Annotated in this window: 19 protein-coding genes; 6 read left to right on the top strand and 13 right to left on the bottom strand. The window is 47.2% G+C overall.

Annotated elements, in window-relative coordinates:
• Window positions 1-53: 53 nt before the first annotated feature.
• From LMJ53_RS15350 to LMJ53_RS15340, 3 genes are read right to left on the bottom strand one after another with little or no spacing between them, the layout of a single operon-like run.
• Window positions 54-1,436, bottom strand: a complete 1,383-nt coding sequence (locus LMJ53_RS15350) for an efflux transporter outer membrane subunit (protein ID WP_229588112.1) — start codon at window positions 1,434-1,436, stop codon at window positions 54-56.
• Window positions 1,429-4,608: an efflux RND transporter permease subunit gene (locus LMJ53_RS15345; RefSeq protein WP_229588110.1), complete on the bottom strand. Its 3,180-nt coding sequence runs from the start codon at window positions 4,606-4,608 to the stop codon at window positions 1,429-1,431. Before LMJ53_RS15345 ends, LMJ53_RS15350 begins: the two co-directional genes overlap by 8 nt.
• Window positions 4,609-4,618: 10 nt before the next feature.
• Window positions 4,619-5,863 (bottom strand): efflux RND transporter periplasmic adaptor subunit, encoded by a 1,245-nt coding sequence (locus LMJ53_RS15340; RefSeq protein WP_229588108.1) that lies wholly within the window; start codon window positions 5,861-5,863, stop codon window positions 4,619-4,621.
• A gap of 253 nt (window positions 5,864-6,116) precedes the next feature.
• Here LMJ53_RS15340 and LMJ53_RS15335 point away from each other — a divergent pair, with 253 nt between their 5' ends.
• On the top strand, window positions 6,117-6,725 hold the full coding sequence (locus tag LMJ53_RS15335; RefSeq protein ID WP_229588107.1) for a TetR/AcrR family transcriptional regulator: 609 nt from the start codon (window positions 6,117-6,119) through the stop codon (window positions 6,723-6,725).
• A gap of 638 nt (window positions 6,726-7,363) precedes the next feature.
• Entirely contained in the window at window positions 7,364-7,627 is a 264-nt protein-coding gene (locus tag LMJ53_RS15330; protein ID WP_229588105.1) for a hypothetical protein, read from the top strand.
• Between the two features lie 748 nt (window positions 7,628-8,375).
• On the opposite strand, the gene LMJ53_RS15325 is transcribed toward LMJ53_RS15330, so the two are convergent.
• Together LMJ53_RS15325 and LMJ53_RS15320 are read right to left on the bottom strand one after the other, a co-directional pair.
• A complete protein-coding gene (locus tag LMJ53_RS15325) occupies window positions 8,376-8,663 on the bottom strand; it encodes a type II toxin-antitoxin system RelE/ParE family toxin (RefSeq protein ID WP_229588103.1) in 288 nt (95 codons plus the stop codon).
• Window positions 8,660-8,941, bottom strand: coding sequence for a type II toxin-antitoxin system Phd/YefM family antitoxin (locus LMJ53_RS15320; protein WP_229588101.1), 282 nt, complete (start codon window positions 8,939-8,941; stop codon window positions 8,660-8,662). Before LMJ53_RS15320 ends, LMJ53_RS15325 begins: the two co-directional genes overlap by 4 nt.
• A gap of 784 nt (window positions 8,942-9,725) precedes the next feature.
• Between LMJ53_RS15320 and LMJ53_RS15315 the strand changes: the two genes are divergently transcribed.
• Together LMJ53_RS15315 and LMJ53_RS15310 are read left to right on the top strand one after the other, a co-directional pair.
• Window positions 9,726-10,043, top strand: a complete 318-nt coding sequence (locus tag LMJ53_RS15315; protein ID WP_229588099.1) for a hypothetical protein — start codon at window positions 9,726-9,728, stop codon at window positions 10,041-10,043.
• A gap of 31 nt (window positions 10,044-10,074) precedes the next feature.
• The gene (locus LMJ53_RS15310) at window positions 10,075-10,998 is read left to right on the top strand and encodes a DMT family transporter (protein WP_229588097.1); all 924 of its coding nucleotides are present in this window, start codon (window positions 10,075-10,077) and stop codon (window positions 10,996-10,998) included.
• On the opposite strand, the gene LMJ53_RS15305 is transcribed toward LMJ53_RS15310, so the two are convergent.
• The 4 genes from LMJ53_RS15305 to LMJ53_RS15290 form a co-directional block, all read right to left on the bottom strand.
• A complete protein-coding gene (locus tag LMJ53_RS15305) occupies window positions 10,995-11,822 on the bottom strand; it encodes a DNA ligase (protein WP_229588096.1) in 828 nt (275 codons plus the stop codon). The two genes, LMJ53_RS15310 and LMJ53_RS15305, sit on opposite strands and share 4 nt — an antisense overlap.
• Window positions 11,823-11,919: 97 nt before the next feature.
• Window positions 11,920-12,609 (bottom strand): monofunctional biosynthetic peptidoglycan transglycosylase, encoded by a 690-nt coding sequence (mtgA, locus tag LMJ53_RS15300; RefSeq protein WP_229588094.1) that lies wholly within the window; start codon window positions 12,607-12,609, stop codon window positions 11,920-11,922.
• A gap of 171 nt (window positions 12,610-12,780) precedes the next feature.
• A complete protein-coding gene (locus LMJ53_RS15295) occupies window positions 12,781-15,009 on the bottom strand; it encodes an exonuclease domain-containing protein (protein ID WP_229588092.1) in 2,229 nt (742 codons plus the stop codon).
• Window positions 15,009-15,980, bottom strand: a complete 972-nt coding sequence (locus tag LMJ53_RS15290) for a calcium/sodium antiporter (protein WP_229588091.1) — start codon at window positions 15,978-15,980, stop codon at window positions 15,009-15,011. Before LMJ53_RS15290 ends, LMJ53_RS15295 begins: the two co-directional genes overlap by 1 nt.
• Window positions 15,981-16,115: 135 nt before the next feature.
• On the opposite strand from LMJ53_RS15290, the gene LMJ53_RS15285 reads away from it, so the two are divergent.
• Window positions 16,116-16,298: a hypothetical protein gene (locus LMJ53_RS15285; RefSeq protein WP_229588089.1), complete on the top strand. Its 183-nt coding sequence runs from the start codon at window positions 16,116-16,118 to the stop codon at window positions 16,296-16,298.
• On the opposite strand, the gene LMJ53_RS15280 is transcribed toward LMJ53_RS15285, so the two are convergent.
• The 3 genes from LMJ53_RS15280 to LMJ53_RS15270 all read right to left on the bottom strand — a co-directional run bounded on the left by LMJ53_RS15280 (window position 16,279) and on the right by LMJ53_RS15270 (window position 21,398).
• Window positions 16,279-19,425: an efflux RND transporter permease subunit gene (locus LMJ53_RS15280; protein WP_229588087.1), complete on the bottom strand. Its 3,147-nt coding sequence runs from the start codon at window positions 19,423-19,425 to the stop codon at window positions 16,279-16,281. The genes LMJ53_RS15285 and LMJ53_RS15280 overlap by 20 nt on opposite strands.
• On the bottom strand, window positions 19,425-20,480 hold the full coding sequence (locus tag LMJ53_RS15275) for an efflux RND transporter periplasmic adaptor subunit (protein ID WP_229588085.1): 1,056 nt from the start codon (window positions 20,478-20,480) through the stop codon (window positions 19,425-19,427). Before LMJ53_RS15275 ends, LMJ53_RS15280 begins: the two co-directional genes overlap by 1 nt.
• 96 nt (window positions 20,481-20,576) lie before the next feature.
• Entirely contained in the window at window positions 20,577-21,398 is an 822-nt protein-coding gene (locus LMJ53_RS15270; RefSeq protein WP_229588083.1) for a zinc-dependent peptidase, read from the bottom strand.
• A gap of 115 nt (window positions 21,399-21,513) precedes the next feature.
• Between LMJ53_RS15270 and LMJ53_RS15265 the strand changes: the two genes are divergently transcribed.
• A complete protein-coding gene (locus tag LMJ53_RS15265) occupies window positions 21,514-21,984 on the top strand; it encodes a TerB family tellurite resistance protein (protein WP_229588081.1) in 471 nt (156 codons plus the stop codon).
• Here the strand turns inward: LMJ53_RS15265 and LMJ53_RS15260 are convergent, their stop codons facing one another.
• Window positions 21,985-22,305, bottom strand: a complete 321-nt coding sequence (locus tag LMJ53_RS15260; RefSeq protein ID WP_229588079.1) for a hypothetical protein — start codon at window positions 22,303-22,305, stop codon at window positions 21,985-21,987.
• Between the last annotated feature and the right edge of the window lie 125 nt (window positions 22,306-22,430).

Raw genomic sequence — 22,430 nt, 5'->3', positions numbered from 1 at the left:
AGCAAAAAGCTGGATTACTCCAGCTTTTTAACTCAAAGCACGGCAAGCTGTATTTATTGCAGCTGGATCGCACCACCAAAACTGCGGTAAATAGCCACTAAACGACCAAAACTTTGTTGCTGCAGTTGCGCTAACTGATCGCGCGCGGACAGCTGCTCGCGCTCGGCATCTAATAACGCTAAAAACTCACCGCTACCGGCATTGTAACGCTCACGCGCGATACGCAGCGCTTTATTGCTAGCTTGCCATTGCCGCTCAGTGCTCAGTTGCTGCTCACGGCTCAAATTGTAGCTTTGCAAGCTCAGTTGCATATCGGCAATGGCATTGAACACCTGCTGCTCAAACTGGGCTAAGGCAATAGTGGCGTTGGCTTCAGCCACACGGATCCGCGCTTTCACCGAGCCTAAATCGGCAGCCTGCCAGCTTAGTGTGGGCGCTATCGCCCAGCTTTGATTATCGCTGCCCAACGAAAAACCCGGGCCAGATAAAAAGCCTAAAAAGCCCGATATCGACACATTCGGATACAAATCGGCGGTAGCCACGCCAATATCGGCAGTTCTTGCCGCTAACTCGCGCTCAGCGCTGGCAACATCGGCGCGATAACGCAGATAATTTTCACCGGCGACCACGGCGACAGGCTCGGCCAACTCAGGCAGTTTCGGTACAGAGCCTAAGTTAAGTTTGCCGGGTTGTTGCGCTAATAACGCTGATAAAGTGGCATCGGCAGTTAACAAGGCTACCCGAAAGGCGGGCACCGCGGCTTGCACCTGATGATATTGTACCTCAATTTGCGCTAACTCTAATTCAGACGCTAAACCGGCCTCAAGCCGAGCCAGCACGATGTCACGGCTTTGCTGCAAATTCTGCAAATTTTGCTCTGCCACTAATAACCGCAGTTGAGCACCGCGATATTCACCATAGCTGGTGGCAACTTGGCTAATCAGCTGCACTTGCGCATCATGCCACAAGATATCAGCTTGCTCTGCCGCCGCGGTTGCCGCTTCGGTGGCCCGCCGTAGCTTACCAAATAAGTCGATATCCCAACTTAGGCTAGCGCCATTGCTAAAACCACGGGTAATGACACCGTCATCGCTGCTCGACACTGTGCCATTTTCAGTTGCTTGATAACCGCTCGCTAAACTCCCCTTGGGCAAGCTATTATTTTGCGTGTCACGAAATACCGCATAGGCGCGGTCAACGTTAGCGCGGGCTTGCACTAAGGTGCGGTTCTCCACTAAAGCACGGCTAATTAAGCGGTTTAACGTGGCATCATCGAACGCTAGCCACCAGCTTTGAGCTTGCTCTGCTTGCTGATAAGGGCTATCAAAGTTAATGTTGGCTACCTGAGTCGGTTGCTGATAATCGGGTCCCACCGCGCAGGCACTTAACGTAGCGACCAGTACTGCCATCGTTGATAGCTTAAACATGTTAGGCATCAGAAGCCTCCACAGTCGAGTTTTGTTGCACTGGCGTCGCGGCACGTTTTTGCTGTTGCCGACTGGCCAGTAAATAATAAAACAACGGGGTTAAAATTAAGCCGAAAATAGTGACACCAATCATGCCAGCAAATACCGCTACGCCCATCGCTTGGCGCATTTCTGCACCGGCACCACTGGAGAACACCATCGGTACTACGCCCATAATAAAGGCAATAGACGTCATTAAAATCGGTCTTAAACGTAAACGACCGGCCTCTAAAATGGCCTCTAAAGCTGTCATGCCTTGGTCTTGCAACTCTTTCGCAAACTCGACGATAAGAATGGCATTCTTCGTTGCCAAGCCCACCAACACAATTAAACCGATTTGCGTAAAGATGTTGTTATCACCGCCGTATAACAGCACACCACTTAACGCCGATAATAAGGTCATTGGAATGATCAGGATAATCGCCAGTGGCAAGCTTAAGCTTTCGTACTGTGCCGCTAACACCATAAACACCAGCAAAATCACTAACGGGTAGATAAACATACCCGCATTACCGGCTAAAATTTGCTGGTAGGTCAGTTCAGTCCACTCGTAAGTCATGCCATTGGGTAGCGTTTCTGCCAAGATTTTCTCAATAGCCGCTTGCGCTTCACCACTGCTAAAGCCGGGGGCCGCACCGCCATTTAATTCTGCCGTGGTAAAACCATTGTAGTGCATCACGCGATCAGGGCCGGCGGTATCGGTTACCGTGATAAAAGAACCAAGTGGGATCATCTCACCCTGGGCATTCGGTACTTTTAACTGGCTGATTTGTTCTGGCGTTTGTCTAAACTTTTGATCAGCTTGCATATTCACCTGATAGGTGCGACCAAACTGGTTAAAGTCATTGACATAAACCGAGCCCATATACGCCTGCAGCGTTTGAAACACCGTATCCAACGAAACTTGCTGTTGTTTCGCTTTGGTGCGATCAATATCTAAATCTAGCTGCGGTACATTAACCTGATAACTTGAAAACACCCCAGCAAGTTCAGGTGTCTGCCACGCTTTCATCATTACCTGCATGGTCACGTTGTACAGCTCTTCATAACCATAATTGGCACGGTCTTGAATTTGCAATCTAAAGCCGCCAATGGTGCCTAAACCTTGCACTGGCGGTGGTGGGAAAATAGCGATGTAAGCATCTTCAATACCGGCAAATTTTTGGTTTAAGGCCGCAGCGATGGCATTAGCGGATAACGCTGGATCTTGACGCTCGTCAAAGCTGTCTAACGGGGTAAAGACCACACCACTGTTCGGGCTATTGGTAAAACCATTGATGCTCAACCCGGGAAAGGCTACCGAATTAGCCACACCTGGCTGTGCTAAGGCGATCCGTGACATCTCTTTCACCACCGCTTCGGTACGCTCAAGTGAAGCGGCATCCGGTAGCTGCGCAAAAGCGACTAAATATTGCTTATCTTGCCCAGGCACATAACCGGTTGGCGTGGTGGCAAACTGCAGGCCGGTTAAACCGACCAAGGCAACATACAGCAACATCACGATGGCACCAAAACGGATGATTTTTTGTACCAAATAACCATAGCCATTCGACAACCGCGCAAAGAAACGGTTAAACGGTGCAAACAACCAACCGCCTAACAGTTTGTCCATACCACGGGTTAGCGCATCTTTTTTCTCGCCGTGCCCTTTTAACAAAAGGGCCGACAATGCCGGGCTCAGCGTTAACGAGTTAATCGCCGAAATAAAGGTAGAGATCGTAATCGTTAGCGCGAATTGCTTATAAAATTGCCCGGTTAAACCCGACATAAACGCCGTTGGAATAAACACAGCCGCTAATACCAAGGTGGTGGCCACGATAGGCCCCGTGACCTCTTTCATGGCTTTTTGTGTAGCCGCTACCGGTGATAAACCTTCGCTGATATTACGCTCAACGTTTTCGACCACCACAATGGCATCATCAACCACGATACCAATTGCTAAAACTAAGCCAAATAACGATAAGGCATTTAATGAGAAACCCATTAAGTGCATAAAGGCAAAAGTACCCACTAAAGACACCGGCACAGCCACCAGCGGAATAATAGACGCGCGCCATGTTTGTAAAAACAGCACCACCACTAACACCACCAGCAATACGGCTTCAAGTAAGGTTTTTACAACGGCTTCAATTGAGCCCCGCACGAAAACCGTCGGATCGTAAACGATGTCGTAACTAAGCCCATCCGGAAAGCTTTTGCTTAAACTTTGCATGGTGCTACGCACATCATTAGAGATTTGAATGGCGTTGGAACCTGACGCTTGGAAAATCGGTAAGGCAACCGCATCTTTATTATCTAACAAGGAACGCAGTGCATAGGTAGATGCACCCAATTCGACTCGGGCGACATCTTTTAAGCGGCTGATTTCACCGCGCTCGCCCACTTTGATAATAATGTCTTCAAACTCTGCCTCCGTGGTTAAACGGCCTTTCACATTGATCAATAATTGAAAATCGGCATCGCCACTCGGTTGTGCGCCCAAACTACCGGCTGCGGCTTGTTGGTTTTGCTCACGAATGGCACTGGCAATTTGACTTGGCGATAACCCTAAGGCCGCAACCTTACTCGGATCTAACCAGATACGCATGCTGTAATCACCCGCACCAAATACCCGTACCGCGCCAACACCTTCAATACGCGCTAATTCATCTTTAACATTTAGCGCAGCATAATTAGATAAATACAGCATGTCGTAACGATCGTCTGGTGACGTTAAATGCACCACCATGGTCAGATCGGGTGACGATTTCTCTGTGACAATGCCCAGCCGCTGCACTTCTTGCGGCAGTCTTGGCATAGCGCGATCGACCCGCGCTTGCACCTGACTTTGCGCTAAATCGACGTTGGTACCAATGGCAAAGGTAATGGTTAAGGTCATGCGGCCATCAGAGGTGGCTTGCGATGACATATACAACATATCTTCAACACCGTTGATTTCCTGCTCTAACGGCGAGGCAACGGTTTCAGCAATCACTTTAGGGTTGGCACCCGGATAATTTGCGGTGACCACCACAGTGGGTGGTACCACTTCTGGATATTCCGTTACTGGCAGTTGCCAAACCGCAATGGCACCACTGATAAAAAACAGTAATGAAATAACGGCAGCAAAGATCGGCCGTTTGATAAAAAATTGAGAAAACATCGAAGAGCCCTTAACCTTGAGTCGCGCTGTGTGCGGCTTGTGCTGTTAATGCGGCATGGCTTTGCTCAAGCAGTTGCTGTGCCTGACGAATTTGCGTTAGCTGCGTTTCATTTGCCATCTCCACCATTTTCGGTGAAATTTGCATATTCGGCCGTACCCGCTGCAAACCATTGACCACAATCTTATCGCTAGGGGCTAAGCCCGCTTTAACAATGCGCAAATCATTGATTTTTTCCCCTAAAGTCACGGCGCGATATTCCAGTTGATTATTGGCATTCACCACCAATACAAACTTATTATTCAAATCCGTACCAATGGCTTTTTCATCAATTAACACGCCGTCATAGCTGTTGCTGCCAACGAGCTTTAAACGGGCAAATAAACCGGGTAATAAAAGGTTATCTTGATTAGCAAAACTGGCGCGAAGACGAATCGTGCCAGTGTGTTGATTGACACTGTTATCCACAAAATCGATCTGACCGATATGTTGATAATCTGTATCGTTAGCCAGCGCCATATAAACTGGGTTGCCCGTTGCATCACGGGTATCGGCGCGTTTTCCTTCGTTGCTTAGGCGGGCGTATTTTAAATAGCTTTGCTCGTCTACATCGAAATAGGCATACATTTTGTCAGTCGAGACAACATTGGTCAGTTCAGTTTGCCCAGCGGTCACAAAGTTACCGGCCGTTACCATCGCATAAGACACTCGGCCACTAATAGGGGCCGTTACGCGGGTATAACTTAAATCTAATTCTGCGCGCTGCAAGGCGGCTTTCACCGCAGCGACAGTGGCCGCTGTTTGTTGTTGCCGTGCTAAACGGCTGTCGAGTGCTTCAGTAGAAATAGCTTGCTGCTTGCTTAACCTTTCGCCGCGCCGAAATTCACTTTCAGCTAAGCTGGCCGCGCTTTCGGCGTTTTGTAATTCGGCTTTTAAACGCGCCACATCTGCAGTAAACGGGCGAGGATCGATTTGCAGCAGTAAATCTCCTTGACGCACCAAAGCGCCTTCGCTGAAATGCACCTGCTCAATATAACCGGATACACGAGGCACCAGCTTCACGGTTTGCGGAGCTTGCAAACGGCCCGTAAATTCGTCCCATTCGGTGATACGCTCAGCGACAACCTGTGCCACACTTACTTCAGGAGCAGCAGGCGCCGTTGCTTGCTCAGCGGCTTCCGGGTTGCCACAAGCGGACAGCGCGAATGCCGCAACGCTGGCTAACATTAAAATTCTCACCTGTTTGAAACTACTCATGACGCACGTCTCCACTTTGTTGCGTAATTTGCATTTAATCTGCTTGTTTTGTACCGGTCGGTAAATATATAGATTTATCTCTTACTGTCAATCTATTTTGTACCAAGTGGTAAATATAATAAGTTTGCCTTTAGAACGATTCGTTATAAGCGTTAGCTGGGGGTTAGGTTTTATACCTAGCGGTATATAACCCTTGCTGGACATGGGGCGATTTGCTGTTTACTATATAAACACTATTTTCAGGAGCAGAGCCATGACCGTAACAAGTTGCCCACAAAGTGTCGGCCGCCCCCGCGCCTTTGATACAGATACCGCGCTTGAGAAGGCTCTAGAGGTTTTCTGGCGCAGAGGATACGATGGCACTTCATTAGCCGATCTCACCGAAGCCATGGGAATTAACAAACCCAGCTTATATGCCGCTTTTGGTAATAAAGAACAGCTTTTTTTAAAAGCCATTGAGCTTTATGAAAGCCGCCCTTGCTCGTTTTTTTTACCGGCACTAGAAAAACCCACTGCCTATCAAGTAGCCGAACATATGCTTTATGGTGCGGCGAATAATATGGCCGACAAAACACAACCCCAAGGTTGTTTTGTGGTGCAAGGCGCCTTGTCTTGCAGCGAAGCGGCATCGGCCGTAAAAGCGGCATTAATTAATCGCCGGTTGGCCGGTGAACAAAAACTGCATGAACGCTTTGCTCAGGCCAAAATAGCGGGCGATCTTCCGGCACATGTTGATGCAGAAGTGTTGTCACGCTTTATGGGAACCGTGTTACAAGGCATGGCGATTCAAGCCAATAATGGCGCCACAGCAGAGCAACTGCAGCAAATTGCGGAAATGACGCTGCAGGCCTTTCCACGCTAAGTTTTACCTGCATTTTTTGCGGCTGAATATTCGGTGGCTTAGCCTACTTGGCGAGGCAAGATTTCACCTGCGGCGAGATACTTTCTTTTGCGTCGGCAAGCTTCGGGGACAGATACCAAGCCCCTAAAACCCTTAACGTTTTTGCCGTTGGCGAGATACTTTCTTTTGCGTCGCCAAAAGAAAGTATCCAAAGAAAATGCGACCCCACTTCCGCTCGAAAGCCCAACTGCTCATGCGCTGTCCAAGGCGAAAACGTAACTCGCGCTATGCTTCGTCGCCGCACTCAAACACCCGTTTTCTTAAAACCTTGGCCAACGATAATCAGTCGGCTCGCTCTAAGGGGACTAAAAGCCAGAGCGGTATTCGCTAAGCTGAATAATCCGTTTTTTACCCCAAATCGTTTTGGTCGTCATTTATGCAACTCATGTTTAGGGTTCAGAGATAAAGCATTTCAAAATTAACCACTGTAAATTAATTGTTTCATCAAAAAGAAAACTCCATTAGCATCAGCTATACCAAAAACTAAGTGAATCGGCACGTTCAACTGGCGTTTATCCGTCACTGTACAGCGTGTCGGATAAAACACTTAAGCGTTATGTAAAAGTTGAGTTTTTCTAATCATCAAGGAGAGAATTTAAATGGACTTTCATTCAAGCAATATAGGTTCAGAGCACTTAATGACTTTTAGTCTGACTTGGAGCTTATTGCCAATTATAGCGACCATTTTAGTACATATTGCGTTTAGTGCGGCAGTATTCAATGACGCCAAAAGGCTGCAAAGTAAGCATGATTCTTTGGCCTTCGTAAACTCGTGGATTTGGTCTTTAGCCGTTTTAGTTGGTGGTGTTTTTGTTGCTTTAGCCTATTGGGTGATTCACCATTCAACAATTGCTAAGCATTAAAGATAACATTTATTGATTCAGGGACTTGTAACATGTTTGGGGTCAAAGACTAAGCATTTAAGGCTGATGTGCTTTTCAATCCCATTACGTTGCAAGCCGAGCAAGTTTGTCCAACCAAGGTTTTAAGACGAGGGGTGTTTGAGTGAGGGGCGGTAGCGCCGAGCGAGTTACCTCGTGGCCTTGGGCGGGCAAAATTGAACGGGCTTTCGCAGTAGTAGCATGCTTGGGGTCAGAAACTAAGCATTTTTGATTGAAGTTTCGGGTGCCTGTGCTACCACCAAGATTACCCAAGTCTACTGAATTACTCACTTGGTACTTAGTACATCAGTTATTTTCAATCACTTTTTTGGTTATGCTCATGAACTGCATACCAAAAGGAAACTATGATACCTGCAGGGATAACTGTTAATGAGACCCAAGTAAACCGATATAAAGAAAATTCTTCAAAGCTTCCACTCATAAATACTTTAAAAAAGCCTAAAAAGTACATGCTACCAATTATTAAAAATGAATAAATTTTAGTGTCTTTAATTATTATCTTGTTTTGACAGTAGCCTTTGAGTTTACTCAAAAATTTCATTTAAACTTTACTATTTTATCATCTGATACATGATTATTGATTGTATTTGGCACTGCGTCAATTGCTGAAATTTCAATTTTAAGGCTTTTAAGTTCGCTTTTAGGTGTTAGCAGGAAGCTTCGTTAAACATCATTTTAGGGGAGAGGCTAAGCATTTACTAACATCGTTTCACACATCATGCTCGGTGAGCAACTGACGACAATGTCTTACCGTTAACACGCGTACCTCATGACTCAAGCTATAAATGATGCGGTAATGACCAAAGATAATTTCTCGGTAGTGTGTTTGAGGCATTTCTGGAACCATTCGCCCCATTTCTGGCACTGATCCAAGGAGATCCGTTTTGTCAAAAACGTCATTTACCCATTTTTCTGCGGCGGAGGGATTATCCAAAGCAATAAACTCTGCAGCATCACCCAGCTTTTGTAATGCTAAAGGTGACCAGACTACTCTCATCTATTAATGCGTTCTAAGATTTGGGAACGAGCATCTTTATTTGAAACACCTAAACCTGCAGCCAATTGCGCTTCAGCAGTATGTATTTCTTCAAGTAACTCGATCTTCTCTTGCATTGCTTCATATTCTGCGACATCGAGAACAACGGCCACACCTTTACCATGCTGCGTAATAACCAACGGCCGACGTGTCTCATTGACTTGCTTAATAAATGATGTAACACCAGCACGAAATTCAGATAAAGGCTGAATATCTTTATCAAGATGAATACGGCTCATATTGAACTCCAATTAGTACAACTTAACGTACAAATATTAGTCCTGTTGACCTTTGTGAGCAAGGAATTGATAAGGTATTTATTTTTTGGTCTGTTTGGAGTCAGAGACTAAGCATTATCTAAGACAAGAATAAAAACACCATGTGCGTCAACACTAATTTTCCTTATCTAACTTCTTAGAATTGGACTGATATCACGTTGAAGTGAGTTTCCTACTCTTTACGTTGTTAAACATTCTATAGCTGAAATCACATAACCCTAACAAAAAAAGCAGTATAAAAATAAAGTTAACATTGCTTCTTCTTCTCTCTAAGTAAGCTTTGTCAAATAATTCAACTTCATTGAGGGTTATTTGGATGAAAATGTGACCAATACTTTCAACCTCGACATAATCCCCTTTTGAGATTTTGGGGATTACGTCACAAGGTACTTTGATTCGATTCCTAAAACTCTCGTCACTTTTAAGTTTCAAATTATATTGATAAGTCGACTCAGTCTTTTTGTCGTTAAAGCATTCAAAGTATTCAATATAGCCTGAAGTATACTGATGATGAGCTATTTGGCCTTTTATTATCAATACACCCATAACAATCATTATTCCAAATGAAAAAGACATATTTAGATAATTTTTTAGTCCGTTACGCATCATTTATCGATCTCTTCTTTCTCATTTTTTATCAACTGCTTCATTTATATCAGTTACCAAGGCCGTACTCTCAGCTCCAGCAGTGCTTGCACTTTTAGCCAGATTTCCTAAGGCCGAGTCTACATTTTTCAGGATGCTTTTGCTTGCACTTGCGACGCTTTTTACACGATTAGCCTCGGGTTCAGATACCAAGATCCTTAACGTTCTCGCCAACGGCGAAAAAGTTTTTTACCACATGATTAGAAAGCGTTTAAAGTCGCAGACTATGCATTATTATTTTCGCAAGGCAAAAGAAAGCAAATCACTCGCCAACGGCGAAAAGGTTGTCAACTATCCCAAGTTACAACCTGGCGAAGCTGCATGGTTTAACACGCGACTGCACCGCCGTCGCATTAAAGCAAACTACATAAAAAATTCTACTTTGACCACTGTTTTAATCTTGAACAAGGCTTTATGATCAGCGCCTTTATCGCCACTGGCATCGCTTTATGCAAAACATCTTATTGTACTTAGTTACCGTACTGATCTGGGGTTCCACCTGGTTTGCCATTGAGTTTCAACTCGGTGAAGTTGCGATTGAAGTATCACTCTTGTATCGCTTTGCTATTGCCGCTGTACTGATGTGGCTATTTTGTTGGTATAAAAAGCTCGATATGCGTTTCACGCTGCGCCAGCATGGCTTTATTTTGTTGTTAGCCACACTCAATTTTGCCGTTAACTTTCTGTTTATTTATCAAGCACAGCAATACCTGACCTCCGCGATGACCGCCATCGCCTTTACTACTATGTTATTGATGAATATCGTTAATACCCGGTTGTTTTTCGGCAAACCGGTAGCAAAACGTATTTATTTTGGTGCCTTAATGGGCATCGCCGGTATTGTGGTGCTGTTTTGGCCTGATTTGGATGGTTTAGATTTAACCAATGCCAGCTTAATCGGCTTATTGCTGATCTTATCGGGTGCGCTCTCGGCCTCGTTTGGCAACATGGTCAGCGTGCGCAACTCACGTGAAGGCATGCCCATTATGCAAGTGAATGCATGGGGCATGCTGTACGGTAGCGGCGTATTATTGTTAGCGGCATTATGGCAAGGACAACAGTTTAACTTCAGTACTGAACCGGCTTATCTTGCTTCATTGCTCTATCTGGCGATCTTTGGCTCGGTCATCGCTTTTGCCAGTTATTTTGCGCTACTGAAAAAAATTGGCCCGGAAAAAGCCAGCTATACCATAGTGCTCTTTCCATTAGTGGCCGTGGTATTAAGTACCTTATTTGAAGGTTTTAGCTGGACCAGCTATACCTTTAGCGGTTTTGCGCTGGTGTTACTGGGCAATGCTATCGTGTTGACTCCCTTTGAACGGATCCGAGCCTTATTGCGTCCCGCCACCGTGATACCCGAGCCAATGGCTTAAAAATCGGAGTGCACTTTTAAAAATCGCGCAAAACGAGGTAAGCCATGCACGGTCAGACCGTTATACCGATAGGTTATCACCGTGCCAATTTCTGGTGGTGTTTCGCGCAGCGCATCGGTTAAACCACTGCCAATAGCAAAGGTTTTGCCTTCAGGTGTTTTGACGATAAGCGCTCCGACCATACCTTGATACTTGCCCTTACCCGGGCAATAACCCACCACTTCGGCTTCTGAATCCTGATAGGTTTTCAGCTTTAATAACGCCTGACTTCTGCCGGTATGATACAACGCGGCTTGATGATGCAACATTAAGCCCTCTGCGCCAGCCTGCTCCAGCTCAGTAAGTTTAGTAAACAGTTGTTGCTTATCCGCAACACGAAACTGCGGCACAATGACGATATAAGGCGAATTTAGCTGCTGTTTAAGCGCGTGCATTGCCAAGACCCGATCACTAAAGGTCCCTGCCGCTTCGGGTAACTCAAATACATAATAACGAATTTGCTGCCATTCGCTCTGTACCGGTTGTTGCTTGCTCACTATGCTTAACGTGGCGGCAAACTGCTGGCGACCCAGCCACAGCTCGCCATCTAATTTTTGGCTTGGAAAATCAGCAAGAAACCAAGACGGCGCAGCAATAATATTGCCTCCTCGGCTAAGTAGTTGTTGACCATCCCAATAAGCACGCACACCATCTAATTTCTCGCTTACCCAATAATCTTGAATGTCGACATCTTCATGGTAAATCTGAGCTAGCAGCAACTCAGGCTTAGCGGCTACCCCTAAAGGCAATGCGCATACCCATAAAAAAATTAACAATCTAATCATTATTTGGCATCCTTTATTTAAAAAATAAAGTATAGCCGTTTGTTAACGTTTGCTGGTTTTTTTGCAGTTGGGTCGCGGTTATCGCTACCACCAGTGATTAATGCAATATCGGGTTTAAGTAACTGCTCCCTAATTGCCGCATTTGTCGCTCGACCCAAGCGACGCGTTGACGCAAATAAGGCGTTAATTGACGTGGATCGCGCGAGCGTGGACTGGGTAGCAGCACGGCGAGCCTTGCGGCCTCATTAACGGTGAGATAACGCGCCGATTTAGCAAAATAATGTTGGCTAGCCGCTTCAACACCGTATATGCCTTGCCCAAATTCAGCAAGATTGAGGTATACCTCTAAAATCCGTTTTTTACCCCAAATGACCTCAAGACTCAACGCTAGACCCGCTTCTATGCCTTTACGTAAAAAACTTTGTCCTGGCCATAACAATAGATTTTTTGCTGTTTGCTGGCTTAGGGTGCTCGCACCGCGCAGACCACCACCATTATCAAATTGCTGTAGCGCTTGACTGATCGCCGCAAAATCTACCCCCCAATGCTGAGGAAACCGCTGATCCTCAGAGGCAACCATCGCTAACGGCACATGCGCCGGTAGCTCAGCAATGTCTATCCAATATTGCGTCACGGGATAAGGGCTTTGCAGCATAAAAGCGGAGGTAGGTGGCGGGATAAACCGCAGCACAGACAGCAAAATCATTAAAATCAGGCAAAAGCAGAGCAAAAAACGCCAAATGACTAACCCTGTCCAGCCAAGCCAACTGCGTTGATGTTGTGACATTCTAACCCTCTTCATTAAAGCCATGACTCTTAGATGTTGCCCTTAACACTATAGACGATGACAGCAGCACACCCTATTCAGCCAGCCCCCCTTTATTGCCAACGGCAATGACGGCATAGCTCAATGACCTATGCCCTCTATCAAGGCAATATATGCCGCATTAAAAAGGGGTTAGGTCGTGGCGTGCTCTGGCTTACCGCGTTTGTGATTTATCAGTAAGAGTAACTGCGCAGCGGCTTTAGCATCATCTAAGGCGCGGTGATGATTCAGCAAGGGAATGTCTAACGCTTGGCATAATTTGCCTAAGCTGTAAGAAGCATGCCCGGGGTAAAACCGGCGCATATTTACCACGGTACACAGCTGCGGCATATCCAAGGGTATGGCTAACCGAGCAAACTCGGCCTTAATAAAGCCGTAATCAAATTTCACGTTATGCGCCACAAACACCGCGCCGTTGAGAAAGGCCGCCAGGCTATCGGCTATTTCGGCAAAGGTGGGGGCGCCCACAACCATATTATTTGTAATGCCGGTTAGTCGGCTGATAAAAGACGGAATGCGCCGCTGAGGATCAAGTAAGGTGCTAAAGCTGTCAATGATCTCGCCAGATTGTACTTTAACCGCACCAATTTCAATAACCCGATCACTCCCCGCTTTACCGCCAGTGGTTTCGACATCAAGTACCACATACAGACGATCAGGATCGATGATCCAATGCAGCTTTTCTAAACGGGCGTTAAACCCTACTTGCTGCAAAGCTAACAAACGCGCGAGTTGATGGCGCTGGATCTTGTCACCCGGGGCTTTGACTTCAACAAAAGCCAGCTCATTCCCTTTAATCAGTAGCAAGTCAGGATAGCCACTACTGCAGCGCTGAAAATCTTGCGCCATATGACGTAACAAAGTGGTTAACGCCTTGGCAGGAGCTTGCTTAACTAAGGGTAACAGTTGCTCTGCCAAGTCTTGCGGCCAAAAACAGATACTATTGCGTTTGCCAAAATGCGCGGCCAAAGCACTGAGTAAATACTGCGTTGCCGTAGGCTCGGCTAACAACTGCAGTTTCTGTTCAATACTGTCGGCAAATTGCGAGTAAAACAGCCCAGCACTGAGATTGCGTGGCCGCCGTTCAAACGGGTTATGCAAGGCACTTGCCGGATGCTCAAATAGCTCATGCCAAAACCATAGGGCAAATAGCGCCAGCCATAGGTTATTTTCGGCATGAAACGCCTGATAACCTTGGCGTTGATAATGCGCGATCACACCTTGCTCGGCTTTGCCTAAGTACAACTCATCCACACCAATACTGGGAGCTTGTTGCAGTAATTCTGTCAGTCGGGAGCGCTTAGCACTGACCGTGCCTGGCGCAGGAAAGTGCCGAGTGAAAAAATCATCGGCAAACAGCCATTCTTCATCACAGGCTGGATCATTTAACAGTTGCTGCAAATAGCTTTGGCATTGCTCGCGCTGGCCTTGCTGCCAATATAAACGCGCCAGTCGCTCTGATGCGGGAAAATCAGCACTTTGCTGATAAAACGCGATAGCAAAATCCATTTGCCGCTGCTGCTCGGCAATCCGGCCTAGCTGATAACACCGCTCACTGCGCTTAGTGCTGAGCTGCGGATCATCGGTTTGCGGCCAGTGTTCAACCATAGTGAGCATCGGCTGTAATTCGGCGCGGATGGTTGCCACATCTGTAAGCGGTTTCAGTTTTTTGGCTAATGCTTGGATCGGTGCTTTAGCGCTAGCAATGCTAAAAGCCAGTTGCGCTTGAGCTAACTCGGTAAAGCGAGGTTGGAAGACTTGTTTAAATTGCCCGGTTTGCCGAATACCCAGATCGCGCAGCGTAAACAGCGATAAGTTGCTTTCTATGCGGCCAAAATACAGGAAATAGATATAACTCAGTGCGGCTTGTCGCTGTAACACCACATAGCGCTGTGGTAACTGGCGGATCAGTGCCAACCAATCCACTGGCAAACTCAACGCGATACGCAGCAATTGCGGTTTGGTGGCACTTTTTTTAAGCTCCAACGGCGCGGCCAGTTGCTGCTGCGCCCGCTCAAGTAATTGCCATAAGGTGTGTTTAGTCAGACGTAACCAAAAATCGGCCAAATCCGTAGTCTGGAGTTCTGCGACAAAACCCTGTTGCTGCAACAGCATTAACCAAGGTGTTGGCTCACCAATTTCATCGTAGCTTAGTTCGCTATCACAAAACACTGCGCCTTTGCGATTCAGCATGCGCACCAACAACAGCTGCGCAGAGGGCGCTAAGGCAGCAAAGTCACTAATAAAAGCCTGACTGTCTGCCGTTAGCACTGCTTGATAATGCGCTGCCACAAACTGCAGCAGCTCATTAAAATGCTGTAAATAATAACCGCTATCTAACTCAGGTTTGCTATATGCCATCAGCCCAACACGGTACTTAATAGATAACCGGTATAACCACAGAACACAGCCAGCAGCAACGCGCCTTCAAACCGGTTAATACGCCCCTGTTTTTTGTAACCAAAACCGAGCACTAATAACGCCGCAGTCAGCACCGCCATCAAGGTCCAATCGCGTGTTAACACTACCGCATCAACACTCATCGGTTGGATCATCGCTGCGATACCCACTACCGCTAAGGTATTAAACAGGTTTGAACCGATCACATTACCCAAGGCAATATCGTGCTCACCTTTTTTGATGGCAATCAATGAAGACGCCAACTCTGGTAACGAGGTTCCCACCGCCACCACCGTTAAGCCAATGACTAAATCGCTGACACCCAATGATTGTGCAATAAACACCGCACCGTACACCAACATCCGCGAAGCCAAAATCAATAACAGTAAGCCTACCAGCAACCAGATTATCGATTGTTTTAAGCTCATACTCTCGGCGTTGGCCAGTTCGGTATTCATTTCGACTGCCATCGGATCGCCAGGGTTACGCATGCCTTGCCATACCGACCAAATCATTAACAGTAAAAACACGCCTAACAAACACCAAGCATCAAACCGTGTTAACTGATGATCGAATAATTGCCAACCGGCAAACAAGGTTACGCCTAATAAAATGGGCAGCTCTTTTCGCAGCACTTGCGAATTAACCGCAATAGGGCTAATTAACGCGACTAAGCCTAAAATTAACGCAATATTGGTGATATTCGAGCCGTAAGCATTCCCTAAAGCCAAAGCAGGATTACCATCACTGGCTGCCATCGCCGACACCACCATTTCGGGTGCTGAAGTACCAAACCCCACCACTAACATACCAATCAGCAACGGTGGCATACCTGCATATTTAGCTGTTGCCGCCGCGCCATCGACAAATTTGTCTGCACTCCACACCAGCAAGGCTAAGCCTGCTAACAACGCTAATACCGCCAGCAACATAATCAGTCATCTCCTTAATAGATTATGGGCAGTTTATCATGTGTATGGTAAGGTCAATAGAGGGGTACTCTGTACCTATGCAAAAATAAATATCTGCCATCAACATGGCGTTAACCGAGAAGGACACATTGCCACATGGTATTAATTGGGATCCTGGCCGTATTATTTTTAGCCTTAATGATTTTAGTGCCCGTTATGGAAAAGTTTGCTAAAAAAGGCGAAACAGCAGAGCAGGACTATCGTAAATACAGTCGCTGGATCCTGCCGTTGGTCGCCTTAGTGTTAATTGCGCAATTACTTAAGATGTTATTCGCGTAAAACGAGGTATTGCATTAAATACCGAGATTAATAATGCCGGTAAGAAGAGTAAACTGACGACCGTAGACAACAGCAAACCACCTAACACAATGACACCCACGCCACGATACAACTCTGTGCCTTCACCAGGGAGGAACACTAAAGGCGCCAAACCAAACACTGTTGTTGCGGTGGACATTAAAATAGGCCTTAACCGTGTAGCCACCGCGGCCAACACTGCGGCTTGTACCTTACCTGGCTGCGCTGCAAAATTACGCCGGCTTTGATCAACAATCAAAATGGGGTTGTTCACCACGGTGCCGAGCAAAATTAAAAATCCCAACATGGTGATCATATCAAAGGATTGATAAAACCCGCTTAGTCCCATCGCAGTAAACACACTCCCCGTTGCGTTAATGGTGACCAAACCGACCAGTGCCGCCGCCAGCCCTAAGGGCACAGTCGTTAGAATTAACAGCGGATAGCCCCAATGCCGGAAAATGGCAACCAGTAATAAATAGATTAAGACAATCGCAATCATAAAGTTACCACTTAGCGCCGCCTTAGTGGCATCAAGCTGATCCGAGGCACCGGTGATATCGAGGCTAACGCCCTGGGCAATGGCGCCTTGTTGTTGCAACTGCGGCACAAGCTTTTGCTGTACTTGCTCAACAGCAGTTTCTAACGCGACGTCGCGAGGCGGGATAATATACAACGTGACAGTACGTAAACCATTTACCCGCCGTAAGTTATCACTGTCGGCCACTTCACGCAGTTCAGCTAAGGCACTCAGCGGTAATACTGCGCCAGCCGGTGTAAACAAGGGCGCTTGCCCCAACGCGGCCAATTGTTGTTGATTACCCGCAGCACTGAATAAGAAAATATCCACTTTATCGTCGTTTAAGAAAAACTCGTCAACAAAGGCACCATCGCTTAACGCGGCGACATCAAAGCCAAAGTCAGCCGCACTGTAGCCTTGCTCTGCCAAGCGTTGCCAGTTGGGGCGAATTTCAATCAGCGGCTGATCTAAAGACAACGACGACGGATCAGAATTTAACTGTGGGTTGTCAAATAGCTGTTGTGCTGCCAAATAGGCGGCATCGGCGGTCGCATATAAACTCGCCAGATCAGGCCCCGAAATATCCAACGCCACCGCACGGGTACCGCCATCATTACTGCTAATTATGGAACCTCGTGAAGAAAAAGCCCGCATCCCAGGATACTGCCGAAATAACGCCGTTAAGCGATCCATCATCGCCTGTATATCCGTGGCTCGCACCGGCTCACTCATCAACCAAATTCGCCCTACTGACACATTCATTGAATAATATTTCAAAGGGGGCATGCCGGTTGTACCCTCGTCAAACGCTTGCGCGTCTGCCAGCACGTGCGGCTCTAGAAACGCCCTGACCTCTTCGGCAATCATCGCCATTTCAGTGAGGTTGTAACCGGGTGGCGCAATCATCAATGAAAATGCTTTCGGCTCTTCGCCTTCGGGCAGGTACTCGGCAGGGGGCATTAACCAAGCGGCTAAGCCCAAGGTAAAGACGAGTGTGCTCAGCATAACGGCTGCCCGCCGCTTACCGGTGGCGGTTAGCCGATTTATCACAGCCAATATTCGGCTTGGCGCAGCTGATCTGCCAGCTTGAGCCGCAGCTTGACCGCCAAATCCCATTCTGGCTAAGGCGGAAGGTACCACAAACACCGCCACTAACATCGAGGCAATTATCGCCGCGGCAATCGATATCGCAATATCGGAATACAACTGCCCGGCTTCTTCTTCAATAAACAAAATAGGCAAAAACACCAACACCGTGGTCATGGTTGAGGCTAATACCGCTGGCCAAACATCACGCACACCGGCTAAAGCTGCATCAAACTTAGTTAAGCCCCGTCGTCTGGCTTGCTCGATACTTTCGAGCACCACAATGGTGTTATCCACCGTCATACCAATGGCAAAGGCAACTCCCGCTAAAGAAATGACATTGATGGTGCGATCAAATAATAACAAGCCAAGGAATGACGCAATGGTGCAGATTGGCAGGCCAATAATGCCGACAAGGGTGGCACGGCCAGAACGTAAAAACAGATACATAACCAGGGTTGCTAGAGCGGCCCCTAATGCTAAGTTGGTCCAGACATTAACGATAGAATCTTCAACATAACGCACGTCATCGCCAATCAGCATCAGTTGCAAACCTTGTTGCGCTAATAAATCTTGATTAAGCTGCGCTACAACCTCCAACATACCTTGTTTAATGGCGATCACATTGGCACCACTTTCGCGGCTGACGGACAAACCTATAGCTTGCTCACCGTCTGCATAGGAAAGTTGCCGCACTTCAAAATGATCTAATACCAAGCTGGCAACATCACGCAGTCGCACTTGTTCAGCGCCGCGTTGTGCAAGGATAACGTCGTCTAATTCGCTTAAATTATCGAAACGGCCGATCACCCGCAATAAATAGCGTCGTTTACCGTTATCGATATCACCTGCAGAGCTATCGCGGTTACGCTCGCGAATGGCTTGGCGCACATCACTCATACTTAAACCGCGTTGTGCCAATTTAGCTGGATCGACCAGCACCTGAATTTGCCGCTCAGCACCGCCACTGACACCAATTTCGGATACGCCAAGCACGCGTTCCATACGGGGCCTAACCACGTCTTCAGCGAAATCTCGCAGCATGTCCATGTCTAATTGCAGCGGGTTGCCGGCAAGAGGCATTAAGCGGTAATACATAAAGGCATTTGCGGAAAAAGAACTGCTTAATAAGCGCGGTTGGTCGACATTTTCAGGATAACTAGACACTTGGCTTAAGGCATTACTGACTCGGATCAAGGCTTCATTAACATCCACCCCGAATGGAAACTCTAACTCAATGTTAGCTGAGCCGGTACTTGCTCTGGAAATCATCCGCTGCAAATTAGGCAAATTGCGTAAATAGCGCTCTTGCTCAATTAAAATTTCTTTTTCAATATCTTGCGGCGTGGCACCGGGCCAGCCCGTGACCACACTGATGGTTCTGACTTCCAGATCAGGGATCATTTGCACGGGTATTCGAAAAGCGGCAACAATACCCAACACACAAATAATTAAAACAGCAACCGTTAAAATGGTGCCATGGCGGATTGCGGCAGCTAACATCAGTTGCCTCCTGCCACACTAACTAAGCGAACCGCTTGGCCATCACGTAAATTTTCATTACCTCGCACCACCACCGCTTCACCTTCGGGTAAACCCGACACAATTTCTACACCGCCAGCGGTATTGCGCCCAAGGGTCACAAGTCGGCGATAGGCTTTACCTTCAGCAATAGAAAACACACTGAATTTTCCATCTGCATGGCGTAGCAACGCGTCGGCAGGCACCACCAAAACTTGACGCTCACGTTGTTGAAAATGGAATACCGCGCGGGCTGACGTACCTGGCAATAAGCCACTAAGCTGGCTAGCCACGGTGAGCCTTGCCAGAAAACTCCGGGCATTACCGCTGGTCACGGGAACATCGGCCGTTAAGGTGGCGGACAAGGCGTTATTAGGATAAAGATCAGAGATAACATCAATATGCGAAAGATCCGCTAACGCGGGGTAATATTCTTGTGGTAATTGCACGTCAAGATACAACGGCGTTAAGGCCACTAAGCGAAATACTGGGGCTCCTAAATTGACATACTCACCCACATCAGTGTATCGCTCAACCACCACGCCGGCAAAAGGTGCGGTTAACTGGTGTCGTGCTACTTGCTCTTGCAGCTGCGCCAGCGCCGCAGCTGCTTGGCGTTTTAGGGCCTCGGCTTGACGCAATGCCGCTTTTCTTAACGCTAATTCTGTTTGTGGAAAAAGCTGTTGCGACGTCAGCGTTTCGGCTTCGGCAACCAAGCGTTGCTGTTCTTGTAAGTTGACTTCAGCTAACGCTAACCCCGCTTGAAACTGTGCTAAATCATGTTGTGCCAAGGCGGTATCTAAAGTCAGCAACACGTCTCCCGCTGCCACACGGTTCCCCGCATCAACATGAACTTGTGCCACCAAACCCGCCGTTTTACTTGATAAGTTCGCATCTTGACGCGCCGTTAAGGTGCCGGATACCGTCAGTTGCTCTGCCAAACTGTTGGCAACAGGCTGAATCGCTTGCACAGGCACCGCTTCTTGTGCCAGCAAGATACCGCTCCACAGTAATGTTATTGCCCATAAATGCCGCATTGTCTCTCCTTATCATCAGCAGGTTAGCCTGATCTGTTATGCGTAAAGTGAGCATAACGATCAATCAGCACACGGCGAAAGACGGCCTCTGCGCGATTAGTGCCAACTTAACGGGTCTAATCGATAAAAGTAGCTCAATTGTTGATACAATGCCGGATGCTGTTTCGCTAATTCGGCGGATTGTTCAAAAAACACCTCTGATAATACCGCAAAAAACTCTGCCGGGTTGGTTGCCGCGTAAGGGTCAATCAGCACGGGTTGGCCCTGTTGTAGCTGCCATCGTAATTGATCAAAGGCTTGCTGCATCACCTGAGACCATTGCTGATAATCACTACTGCGCTGCAATAATGGGGCACCTTGTGCACTGCCATGTTCTTGATCTAATTGATGCGCAAACTCATGGATCACCACATTGTGGCCATCCTTTGGATTGGCGGCGCCGGCCAAAGTATCTTGCCAACTTAAAATCACCCGCCCTTGTTGCCAAGATTCCCCACTGAGAATACGCCGTTGCTCACTGACTAAGCCCGCCGCATCTTGTTGCGCATTGGCCACAATAAAGGCGGCAGGATAAATCAAGATCGCTTTTAGCTGCGGAAAGTAATGATTGGGTCGGTTTAATAACAGCAAGCAGGCTTGCGCCGCTATGGTCACGCGCATTTCATCGGTAACGGTTAAGCCTGCACAACCTATAAAATCTTTCTCTGCAATAAACACCTGAATATGTTTTTTTAATTGCAGCTGCAGATCAGTGGGCAAGGCGCGATAATAGGGTAAACGCTTTTTTAAGATCTGCCGCCAAGGCTCGGGAAAAGGCCGAGCGCGGATTTTCTGCCGTTGCCAACGTTGGTAGTAAGGCTGGCCAAAGATAAAACCACTGATTAAGATGGTCAGTATTAATAAAATAAGTAAGGGCACTCAGGTGCTCCAGCAAGAGGCAGTCGAACTCTTTTAGTGGGGTGAGGTCTGACAAAATTCAAGCATTTAGCGCCAAGCAGTGAGGCGCTATGGCTGCAGTGATTTAGGAGTTGTCATGTTTAATCTTTTAAAAAACTTACTCGAGAAAGCCAGTAACGATTGGCAAGGTGCCGGCGCGGCTGAACAGCATTGGCAACAAGCTGGGCTTAACGAAGCAGAGTTTATAGCCGTGGTACTGATGCTACAGTTATCACACGCAGACTTTGACAGCGCTGAAGCAGAGCAGCAACTGGTTCAGCGCTACTTATCAGAGGAATATCAATTAACCCCAGAGCATACCAACAAGGTTTTTGCTCAGGCGCAGCAAATGGCGGCTGACTCAACCTGCTTACACGCTTACACCTCGAAACTAAAAAGTTTAACCGAGCCGCAGCGCATTGCCGTTTTAGACCAGTTATGGAAAGTGGCTTATGCCGATGGCAATATCGACCCACATGAAGATGCGATGTTACGTAAAGTGGCAGATTTACTGTTCATCCGCCACAGTGATTTTATTCAAAGTAAGCTGGCCAATAAACCCACTTAACTAACGTGGATCGGTATCATCTTTGTGGATGACTTCGCCTTCAATCACTTGACCGCCAGAGCGGGTGTGGCTTTGCTGTTGCTGCTGATATTGACCGGCCTGCTCTCTAAATTTACGCATGCGTTGCCGATGCCGAAAAATCAAAATGGGGATCAATACCCAGCTGAGTACTAAGGCAAACAACAGTAAAAAGGCCCCGACCATCAGCATAACACCCAGTACCAACCAGGCGAGCACACGCTGTAAAAAGCTGCCTCGATGCTGCAGCTGAAACTGGCGTTGCCAAGCGGCTGCTTGCTGGCGAAAGGATGAATCAAACATAATAACCTCATTTAATTTGCTGCAGTAAGTGGAACCTTGCTCTGCAAAAAGCGCCACCGTGTTACCACGGCAGCTTATTATCTCTTATCTGGCTGAGCCTGACCTGAATAGTTCAATAAATGCGA

This window comes from Rheinheimera sp. UJ51 (assembly GCF_020819615.1).
Classification (GTDB): Bacteria; Pseudomonadota; Gammaproteobacteria; order Enterobacterales; family Alteromonadaceae; genus Alishewanella; species Alishewanella maricola.
Note: the sequence above shows the minus strand (reverse complement) of the source record. Positions and strands in the feature narration are given on the sequence as shown.

Bases quoted from the DNA above. Each gene is read 5' to 3' on its own strand.
- LMJ53_RS15350 (WP_229588112.1), bottom strand. From the start codon at position 1,436: ATGCCTAACATGTTTAAGCTATCAACGATGGCAGTACTGGTCGCTACG.
- LMJ53_RS15345 (WP_229588110.1), bottom strand. From the start codon at position 4,608: ATGTTTTCTCAATTTTTTATCAAACGGCCGATCTTTGCTGCCGTTATT.
- LMJ53_RS15340 (WP_229588108.1), bottom strand. From the start codon at position 5,863: ATGAGTAGTTTCAAACAGGTGAGAATTTTAATGTTAGCCAGCGTTGCG.
- LMJ53_RS15335 (WP_229588107.1), top strand. From the start codon at position 6,117: ATGACCGTAACAAGTTGCCCACAAAGTGTCGGCCGCCCCCGCGCCTTT.
- LMJ53_RS15330 (WP_229588105.1), top strand. From the start codon at position 7,364: ATGGACTTTCATTCAAGCAATATAGGTTCAGAGCACTTAATGACTTTT.
- LMJ53_RS15325 (WP_229588103.1), bottom strand. From the start codon at position 8,663: ATGAGAGTAGTCTGGTCACCTTTAGCATTACAAAAGCTGGGTGATGCT.
- LMJ53_RS15320 (WP_229588101.1), bottom strand. From the start codon at position 8,941: ATGAGCCGTATTCATCTTGATAAAGATATTCAGCCTTTATCTGAATTT.
- LMJ53_RS15310 (WP_229588097.1), top strand. From the start codon at position 10,075: ATGCAAAACATCTTATTGTACTTAGTTACCGTACTGATCTGGGGTTCC.
- LMJ53_RS15305 (WP_229588096.1), bottom strand. From the start codon at position 11,822: ATGATTAGATTGTTAATTTTTTTATGGGTATGCGCATTGCCTTTAGGG.
- mtgA (WP_229588094.1), bottom strand. From the start codon at position 12,609: ATGTCACAACATCAACGCAGTTGGCTTGGCTGGACAGGGTTAGTCATT.
- LMJ53_RS15295 (WP_229588092.1), bottom strand. From the start codon at position 15,009: ATGGCATATAGCAAACCTGAGTTAGATAGCGGTTATTATTTACAGCAT.
- LMJ53_RS15290 (WP_229588091.1), bottom strand. From the start codon at position 15,980: ATGTTGCTGGCGGTATTAGCGTTGTTAGCAGGCTTAGCCTTGCTGGTG.
- LMJ53_RS15285 (WP_229588089.1), top strand. From the start codon at position 16,116: ATGGTATTAATTGGGATCCTGGCCGTATTATTTTTAGCCTTAATGATT.
- LMJ53_RS15280 (WP_229588087.1), bottom strand. From the start codon at position 19,425: ATGTTAGCTGCCGCAATCCGCCATGGCACCATTTTAACGGTTGCTGTT.
- LMJ53_RS15275 (WP_229588085.1), bottom strand. From the start codon at position 20,480: ATGCGGCATTTATGGGCAATAACATTACTGTGGAGCGGTATCTTGCTG.
- LMJ53_RS15265 (WP_229588081.1), top strand. From the start codon at position 21,514: ATGTTTAATCTTTTAAAAAACTTACTCGAGAAAGCCAGTAACGATTGG.
- LMJ53_RS15260 (WP_229588079.1), bottom strand. From the start codon at position 22,305: ATGTTTGATTCATCCTTTCGCCAGCAAGCAGCCGCTTGGCAACGCCAG.